Origin of the sequence: Rhodococcus sp. T2V (assembly GCF_029269925.1) — a bacterium.
Taxonomy (GTDB): Bacteria; Actinomycetota; Actinomycetes; order Mycobacteriales; family Mycobacteriaceae; genus Rhodococcus_F; species Rhodococcus_F koreensis.
Genome location: NZ_JARJBD010000178.1, coordinates 1 through 8,860 on the forward strand (window position 1 = coordinate 1; position 8,860 = coordinate 8,860).

9 protein-coding genes are annotated in these 8,860 nt (G+C 65.5%); 7 read left to right on the forward strand and 2 right to left on the reverse strand.

Going from position 1 to position 8,860, the window contains the following annotated elements; genetic code table 11:
* Positions 1-715, reverse strand: a 715-nt coding sequence (locus P3H15_RS52000) for an IS256 family transposase (RefSeq protein WP_276144492.1), incomplete at its 3' end; no start/stop codon positions are given.
* Between the two features lie 229 nt (positions 716-944).
* Here P3H15_RS52000 and P3H15_RS52005 point away from each other — a divergent pair.
* From P3H15_RS52005 to P3H15_RS52015, 3 genes are all read left to right on the forward strand, one after another.
* Entirely contained in the window at positions 945-2,477 is a 1,533-nt protein-coding gene (locus tag P3H15_RS52005) for a hypothetical protein (protein WP_276144493.1), read from the forward strand.
* Positions 2,478-2,550: 73 nt separating this feature from the next.
* Entirely contained in the window at positions 2,551-2,772 is a 222-nt protein-coding gene (locus P3H15_RS52010) for a hypothetical protein (protein WP_276144494.1), read from the forward strand.
* A gap of 118 nt (positions 2,773-2,890) precedes the next feature.
* Entirely contained in the window at positions 2,891-3,148 is a 258-nt protein-coding gene (locus tag P3H15_RS52015) for a hypothetical protein (protein ID WP_276144495.1), read from the forward strand.
* A gap of 202 nt (positions 3,149-3,350) precedes the next feature.
* Here the strand turns inward: P3H15_RS52015 and P3H15_RS52020 are convergent, their stop codons facing one another.
* Entirely contained in the window at positions 3,351-3,626 is a 276-nt protein-coding gene (locus P3H15_RS52020) for a helix-turn-helix transcriptional regulator (protein WP_276144496.1), read from the reverse strand.
* A gap of 291 nt (positions 3,627-3,917) precedes the next feature.
* Here P3H15_RS52020 and P3H15_RS52025 point away from each other — a divergent pair, with 291 nt between their 5' ends.
* Genes P3H15_RS52025 through P3H15_RS52040 form a run of 4 tightly spaced genes read left to right on the forward strand, consistent with a single transcriptional unit; the run spans position 3,918 to position 8,756 of the window.
* A complete protein-coding gene (locus P3H15_RS52025) occupies positions 3,918-4,703 on the forward strand; it encodes a TnsA-like heteromeric transposase endonuclease subunit (RefSeq protein ID WP_276144497.1) in 786 nt (261 codons plus the stop codon).
* Positions 4,700-6,793: a Mu transposase C-terminal domain-containing protein gene (locus P3H15_RS52030; RefSeq protein WP_276144498.1), complete on the forward strand. Its 2,094-nt coding sequence runs from the start codon at positions 4,700-4,702 to the stop codon at positions 6,791-6,793. The genes P3H15_RS52025 and P3H15_RS52030 overlap by 4 nt, the downstream gene beginning before the upstream one ends.
* Entirely contained in the window at positions 6,790-7,842 is a 1,053-nt protein-coding gene (locus tag P3H15_RS52035; RefSeq protein WP_276144499.1) for a TniB family NTP-binding protein, read from the forward strand. The genes P3H15_RS52030 and P3H15_RS52035 overlap by 4 nt, the downstream gene beginning before the upstream one ends.
* Positions 7,843-7,901: 59 nt before the next feature.
* Complete coding sequence (locus tag P3H15_RS52040) at positions 7,902-8,756, forward strand: TniQ family protein (RefSeq protein ID WP_276144500.1); 855 nt, start codon at positions 7,902-7,904, stop codon at positions 8,754-8,756.
* The last annotated feature ends 104 nt before the right edge of the window (positions 8,757-8,860 follow it).

Below are 8,860 nucleotides of genomic sequence, written 5' to 3' on the forward strand. Positions count from 1 at the left end.
CGAGGCCGGCGTGGGCGTCGGAGGTCACCAACCGCACCCCGGACAGGCCGCGGGCCACCAGCGACCGGAAGAACGCCAGCCAGCCGGCACCATCCTCGGACGAGGTCACGTCGATTCCCAGGATCTCCCGGTAGCCCTCGGCGTTGACGCCGACCGCAACCAGCGCGTGCACATTCACCACCCGGCCGTTCTCCCGAACCTTGAGCACGAGGGCGTCGGCGGCGACGAACGTGTACGGACCCTGATCCAACGGCCGGCTGCGGAACGCCTCGACCTGGGCGTCGAGGTCCTTCGCCATCACCGACACCTGCGACTTCGACAATGAAGTGATGCCGAGGGAGTCGACGAGCTTCTCCATCCGCCGAGTCGACACGCCGAGCAGGTAGCACGTGGCAACGACCGAGGTCAGCGCCTTCTCCGCCCGCTTGCGGCGCTCGAGCAACCAGTCGGGGAAGTAGGATCCGGACCGCAACTTGGGGATGGCCACGTCCAGGGTGCCGGCGCGGGTGTCGAAGTCGCGGTGCCGGTAACCGTTGCGGCTGTTGACGCGACCGTCGGAGCGTTCGCCGAAGCCGGCACCGCACAGGCTATCGGCCTCGGCGCCCATCAGTGCGTCGATGAACGTGGACAGCAGACTGCGCAACAGGTCGGGGCTGGCATCGGTGAGCCGATCGGTCAGGAACTCATGCAGGTCGATATCGTGGGCAGTGGTCATCGCGTGGTCCTTCATCGAGTGACTTTGGTCGGTCTCTCGAAGAGTCACGCGATGGCCGCCTTCTTGGGCTACGACACGCCGGTCCGATGCGGATCCGGTTCGTACACCATCATCGTGGACGCAACCGGCCTTTCTCAATGCAGGCCGTCCTCTCGATGCCATACATGAACTGCACCAAGCCAAAGTCAATTGGTGGCACGGCGACACTATTTACGGCGCGCTCCTTGCGATGCGGTTTCTCTCCAGGATCTACGCTGAACTCGGGCTCGTCTACGCGGCGAAGCAATACACCTTCGCTGCCGCGTCGATAGCGCTGCGCTCCGAACAGCCCGAGGTCAAACCTGTCACGGCACACGCACTTCTTGAGGCGGCAGATCTCTCGTACGTGGCAGGAAACTGGCTTGACGCTGCTGCGACCGCCCACATTGCTGTCATTGCCCGCACCCAACTACTGCACGATCCGTTCGACTACGAGACCTACCCAGACCTTCAACGGCTCGATATGGCTGTTCTCACCCCGCTACTAGCCGCCCGAACGTTTTGGCCACACATTGAGAGCGGACTTAGCGCATCCCTTGACGAAGCTGCACCGCTTTTTCAGGAGACGGCCAGTGAAGTAGCAGCGGGCATCGAGTGGTCGGAGGAACAGTTTCAGCAGTCCGTCAGCGACCAGCTCAGGGGCCCAGCGTTTGCCGATACTGGATCTACCCGCACCATCCAATTCGCCCTACTCGGGACAGCCTGGGCCATCACCTGCTGCAATGACCGCACGTCCGTCCTCGCCGCCGAGCGCCTCACCGCGGCACTGCAGATCCTCCTGCCCGAACTGGTAGGCGAGCCGACTGCACTTTTGGCCCAAAGCGTCGAGATTGAGGTCAGTGTTGAAACACCTTCGGATGAAAACGACCGAGTGCGACTTCAGCCGAGCAACGATGCCCTTCTGTGCAGTGTCTGCCTCACAGACGGAAATGACATCGCCGACCCAGGGGAACTCGAACTAGAGCTGACATCAATTGCGACGCAATTGCTCCATCTCATCAACGTCCGACCGTTCGGAGAACTGCACCCCACCATCGAGAAAATTTTCCGACGCGGGCTGATGCACAAGCTTCATGTCGCGCGACCCTATGACGATCTCGTTGGCATCCTGGAAGGAGAGCACTACACGCGTGCCGCCGCACTTACTCGCCCACCCACCTCATTCGAACCAACTGAGCACCCCGCCCTCGCAGCAGAGACCAGTCCTGGGCCGGGCTACGACCATTCGCAGTCGCTCGAAGCGATCCGGCAGCGCTACGCGCAAGCTCATCGACTACTCCCCAAAACCCTCCCGCAACTCCTCAGCCACCCCGGTGTCCGGCAGATGGTTACCGGCCTCCGGCAGCAGGGTTGGCTCGACTGGCAAATCCTTTCGACCTTGATCAACGTCACAGGCAACATACGTATGACGAACGCCGGTCACTTACTCGGCCCAGGAACCACCCCGGACGTCGCTCAGAAGTTCTTTCTTACGCCCGAACGCGCCGATGATGAGCCGATTTCGCCTGAGGCCATCCTCGCTGAGCCTATTGATTTTCACCTCAACACCATGGTTTGTGCGGTGGCAAACGGGTGGGGTCTCGAAACACACATTGAAACCCCCAACGTCAACGCACTTCGCGAGCTTCTGACACGCCGCTACGGATTTGGGGTTGATGTTGAGCACCTCGATCCACTGGACTCCGTCCGCGAAGACGGCAGCCTCCAGCCATTTCTCGTGTAGCCGCGAGAACGGGGCGCCTTACGCAGCCTCCCGTCCGACATCCTTTGTTGTTTACCGCGGTAAACAACAAAGGATGAGTCTGCTTTGTTACCGCGAGTCCGTCGTCCGGTGCGCGCTAGCCGGCACGACCCAGCCGATCGCCGTCTCCCGCTACGATCTCTCGCCCGCCGAGCAGGCCGCGCTTCCCGCCGAGGACGCCCTCACTCGCGCGGTCGCCCTCGAGCTCGACGACCACTCTCCGGAGTCGGCGCAACCCCATCAGAAACAACCGTCCCGTGGTGGATCCGATGCGTGATGTGTTCGCGTCCGATAGGTGACCGTTGACAGGGCGACGCCCCCTGAGGCGCCCGATACAGTCACGTGGATGGATCAATCAGTTCGTGCCCATCAAGCGGGTCAGGTCGGGCGTTCCGGTGGACGCTGACAGTCACGCTGCCGTCTCCGGTGGCGACCGGACTGACGATCTCCTCACCAGGGCGGTGACCGAGGCTCTCAAGGCGGGCATGTCGTGGGCGCAGATCGCCGCGCAGCTGGGCGTGCCGCCCCCAGCCGCCCAGGACCGCTCCGCCGTGTCCGATCATGATTGGCAGGAAGCGATAGTCGCCCACGAGAATGCCCGGGCAGCGCGGCTCCAGAACCAGACCTCACCCGGGCGATCCGATACTCCCTGAGAACCCGCAAGCCTGCTAACACCAACGCGCACGACGAACAGATGGAAGCAGTCACGGAAGCGCGGCCCACCACCGTTTGCCCGCGATCCTTGCGCACGGTGTCATGACCCGGCGCCCCGCCGAGGCCCACTTCAGATTGACCAAGGCCCGACAGGCCGACCCCCCACATCTCACTTGAGGAGCGCCATGCGGACCGGCGGCGTCAGAGTTCGGCGAGAGACACCAGCTCGTCCTGCAGTGCCCGGATCAACAATCCACACTTGTCTGCGACGGGGCGCCCGACGGCAGCGTACTTCGCTCGGATCCTAATCAGGTGGGTGTTGATCGTACCCAGGCTGATGCCCAGCTCAGCTGCGGTCGCAGTCTTCGATTCACTCCGTAGCCACAGCCGGAGGATCTCCAACTCACGCGGCGTCAGCGAGGGTCGCGGTAACGGTTCCCCGGCAACGTCGGGCGCGGGGCCAGGAACGGAAGCCATAGCGATCTCACCCTTCTCGAGCCGCAGCACTTGCCGCGGAATGCGCACTGTTCGCTTCGCGGCGGCACACCATCCGGATGGGTGCCGCAGTCCGCCACACCGACAAATATCCGATTTGTCCGTTGTTTACCGCGGTAAACAAACCGTACCCGAAGTTGGTTTTGATGATTCGTGGCTGTCCTGGCTCAATGAACCTGATGCTGTCTCGATGGATCTGATGCCAGCGGCGGTCTATCTGATGTCTGGCTCAGTCAATCTGATGCCGGTGTGCCATGATTTCTGCCCGACGGTGTGGGCGTGGGCGGCGGACAGACTGGAGCGGGGATGCCGGGTGGTATGCGCGTTGTGAATGGCGCGCGCCAGGGACGGGTGGCGGGTTTTCAGGTCGGTTTCGTCGATGCGGATGGCAGTGAAGTCCGCAGCTCGTTGACGGACGCCGTGGCGGTGAGTTTCGAGAAGGCCACGCCGGTCCGGTCGATCCCGTCGTATCAGGGGCAGCGCAACAATCCCGGCCTGTATTGGGCGGCGACGATGTCGGCACATGTGGGATTCGAGTCGTGGCTGGAGCGAGACGAGGCGATGGCGTTGGACTTCGATCCGGACGTGACTGCGTTTGCATCGCAACCGTTGTGGCTGTTCTGGCAGGAGAGCGGCAAGGTGCGATCGCACGCACCGGACTTCTTCGCCCGCCGGGCGGACGGCACCGGCGTGGTGATCGACTGCCGGCCGGAATCCCGGATCAAACCGAGAGATGCGGCAGCGTTCGCTGCGACCGAGCGCGCCTGCAACGAGGTGGGCTGGGCCTATCGGAGGGTTAGTGAACACGATCCGGTGTGGATGGCGAATGTGCGGTGGCTCGCCGGGTATCGCCATCCTCGGAATCTCGTGCAGCCGACGGCGTCCGCACTGCTGACGGGCTGCGCCGAGCCACGGCGGTTGATCGATGCGGCGCGCTCGGTGGGAGATCCGATCGCGGTGCTGCCGGTGCTCTATCACCTGATGTGGTCACGGCACCTGCTGGTGGATCTCTCCGAGCGGTTGGAGGCGCTGTCGGTGGTGTCGGCGGTGAGTCGATGACGAGGCTGCTGAAGATCGGCGACCGGGTGGTCTTCGACGGTGCCGAACACGTCGTGGCGGGGTTGTCGGGTGTCTGGGTGCGGTTGGCGGCCCCGGATGGGACGGCCGCGGCGGTGCTGGTTACGCATCTGGTGAACTCGCCGGGGTTCGCGATCGTCGGGCCGAGCGAGGTGTCGGCGGGCCCGGGCGGACTTGCCGGGCAGAGCCTGACGGACGTCCCCGCCGCGGCCGCCGATCGTGCACGCGAGTGGGAACGCCATGTGGTCGAGGTGGAGACGGGGTTGCCGCCCGGGGTGGGGCCGGAGGCGGTGCCGCGGCCCGAATACGACCCGGCACGAACCACGATTCGTCAGCGTGAGGCCGCCAAGGCCGCCGAAATGACTGCGGCGGGCACTCCGACCAGCGCGATCACGGTCCAGCGGATGCGCCACCGCTACCGGTCCGGCGGAGTGCGCGGGCTGATCGACGGCCGAGTGACGCGGTCGACGTCGGTCTACGGGCGCACCGATGAGCGGGTGGTGGACGCGATCCGCGACGCGCTCGACGGGGAGACGAAGCGGTCGACGGGAACCCGGGACCGGCTGCGCCTGCGGGTGGAAGCGATTCTGGCCGAGCGGCACGGTGACGGGGTGGTGGGGTTGCCGTCGAGGGCGACGTTCAATCGGCTGGTCTCGGCGATGTCCACGGGCCGGCACACCTTCGGCGCCGCCACCACACGTCGGTCGGCGGCGAATCGGCCGGCCGGACCGTTCACCGCGACGTGGGCGTCGCGTCCGGGCCAGCACGTCCAGATCGACACGACCCCGTTGGATGTGTTGGCGGTGTTCGATGACGGGATCGCGCGGCGGATCGAGCTGACGGCTGGGGTCGATGTCGCGACCCGCACGCTCACCGCCGGGGTGTTGCGGCCGATGGGAACGAAGGCGGTGGATGCGTCGTTGCTGCTGGCGCGGATGCTGGTGCCGGAACCGATGCGCCCGGGTTGGGCGGAGGCGCTGCGGATGTCGGTCTCGCGGCTGCCGCATCGCAGCCTGGCCGATATCGATGCCCGGATGGAGCAGGCCGCCGCGAAGCCGGTGATCGTCCCGGAGACGATCGGCTGCGACCGTGGCAAGGTCTTTCTGTCGGAAACTTTCGTGCGGTCCTGCGAGACGCTCGGGATCTCGCTGCAGCCCTCGCATCCGCGCACCCCGACCGACGACAGCGTGATCGAGCGGACGTTCCAGTCGATCAACACCCTGTTCTGCCAGCACGTCGCCGGCTACACCGGCCGCGACGTGACCCGCCGCGGCGCGGCGGTGGAATCGGAGGCGGTGTGGTCACTGGCGCAGCTGCAGGACCTGTTCGACGAGTGGGTGATCCACTGGCAGCGCCGACCACACGAGGGACTGCTCAGCCCGGACAGCGGACGGGCGTGCTCACCCAACGAGATGTATGCGGTGCTGGTCAGCGCCGCCGGCTACCTGCCACTGATGCTGACCGGCGAGGACTATCTCGAACTGTTGCCCTCACACTGGCGCACGATCAACGACTACGGCGTCCGGATCGACCGGCGCACCTACGACGACCGCGCACTCAATCCCTACCGCCGGCAGCATTCCGGTGTCACCGCCCGAGGCGGCGCCTGGGAGGTCCGCTACGACCCCTACGACCTGACCCAGGTGTTCGTCCGCAACCACCATGACGGCGGCTGGATCCGGGCGGCCTGGACGCATCTGCCGATGGTGTCGGCGCCGTTCGCGGACTTCACCTGGCGCCACGCCCGTCAGATCGTCGCCGACACCGGACCGACCGAGGAACCGGTGGAGACCGCGACCGCGCGGGCACTCGCTGACCTTCTGGACCGCGCGGCCGCGGGCCCCGACACCGAACCCGCGACCGGGACCGGGACCGGGACCAAGGCGGATCGCAAGATCGCCGCCCGCACCCGAGCAGCCACCCCTCACCGGCCCTCTCCCGAGCCGGTCGATCTGCGTGAACTCGACGACGAGGACGACTTCGACGAGGACGGCCGCGATGACGGCGAGTTGGGCACGGTGATCCCGTTCGGTGTCTTCGACGCCGCCGCGGAGGCGGAGCGGTGGCTGTGACCAGGAGAAGTGAATTCAACCCGCCACCGGACGCACCGCTCACCACCAAGGAGGGCTGGACACGCTGGGTCGGCCGCGACCGCACTGCCCCTGAACTGCGTGACGACTGGTGCGAGCTGACACCGCCCGAACGCGCCGACTACGACGACACCCGGCTGGACTATCACTCCGATCTGATCGTGGTGAACACCCCGACCATCCAGGACATCACGAAAACCGTTCGGCGACTGTTGATCCTCAATCGCCGCCAGATCTCGGCGCGGCGCGGATTGATCGTCACCGGCGGCGCCGGCACCGGAAAGACCACCGCGTTGACTCAGCTCGGGCTGGCGCACCAGCTTCACACCCAGCTGCGCAACCCGGTTCGAGGGAAACGGATTCCGGTCGTTTACATCACCCTGCCCCCAGCCGCAACCGCACGGATGGTCGCGGTCGAGTTCGCGCGGTTCCTCGGTCTTCCGGTCACCGGCCGCTCCAACCTCACCGATATCACCAACTCGGTCTGCGCGGTCCTCTGCGACGTCGGCTGCGACCTGGTCCTCGTCGACGAGATCCACAACATCTCGCTGACCACCCGCGCGGGCGCAGAGGTCTCCGATCAACTGAAGTACTTCTCCGAACGCATCCCGGCGACATTCGTCTACGCTGGAATCGATGTCGAGCACGCCGGCCTGTTCTCGGGCATCCGCGGCCGCCAGATCGCCAGCCGCTTCGCCACCATCTCCACCCACCCGTTCGCCTACGGCAGCACCGGGCAGCGCGAACACTGGCGGGCCCTCGTCGTCACCCTCGAACAGGCGCTGCGCCTGCACCAGCACAAATCCGGCACCCTCGCCCGTCACGGCCAATACCTCTACCAGCGCACCCACGGCATGCTCGGCAGCCTGTCCCACCTCATCCGCGGCGCCGCCATCGACGCAATCCTCGACGGCAGCGAGAAGATCACCAAAGCCCACCTCGACGCCCAGCGACTAGACCGGGCCGCCACCATCCAGCCGGAGTCCGCGCCGAGGAAGCGTTCACCCAAACGGCGAGGCAGCGTCGCGTGAAAACGCGACGGCCCGCGCTAGGCCAAGCACGGCAGTTACCCGTTCCCATCCCGCCCGCAATGAACGAGACGATCGAGTCCTACCTGCGTCGCCTCGCCGTCGTCAACCACATCAGCTACGACACGCTGACGGGTCATCTCGGGCTCACCCCCGACCGGATGGGACTGCGCATCCGGCCCGACAACCTCACCAGGCTCGTCACGATCACCGGCTACTCGCGGGAACACCTCACTCGCGCACTTCCCCAACTGGCGAACCGGCACACCGACTCGTCCCTCCTCGCCGACTGGCCGAGACCGGCATGCCCAGCCTGCACGAACCGACACCGCGGTGGCCGAGTCACCCGCTACTACCCGTCCTACGTCCACGCCTGCCCGAGACACCGACTCTGGGTCAGCGGCGGCGAATTCCAGCGCGCCCATCGCGGCGACGTGCTCGACATCAGCGGCACACCCGCCGTCCTGGCCGCTCATTCCAAACACCGCCGCCTCGCCCAACAGCGCGGACCACAACCAACCCAATACGCCTTCACCGTCGCCCGCGCATTCTGGAACAACCTCGCCTCCATCCCCACCCACAGCGGCGTCACCGAAAGACTTGGCATCCTCAAACCGGTTAAGCGACCTGTCATCGCCCTCGACGACCTCGAATACCTGGCCGCCAGCTACCCCAACGTCGTCAACATCGCCGCACTGCTCGCCTCGCCGCACTGGCGTCGGATCGCATCCAGGCAGCGAACCTGCACACGATTCCTCACCGAGCTCGGATGGCGGACATCCGGCGAACGGCATCCCTACTGGCCACGCCACAACAGCGACCCCATCGCACAATGGATCGACCGTCTCACCCACGCCAGCATCGACTGGCCCAAGCGCCGACCACCCCGAAACTTCTACGCGCCTCAGATACTCTGAGCCACACCGCCAGCCACCGGCTCAATCAAACTGATTCCTCCCAGGTCCAGGCTTCTCTCGGGAATTTTTGTTAACAAATGCTATTTGCGCTGGTCAAAAGCCTG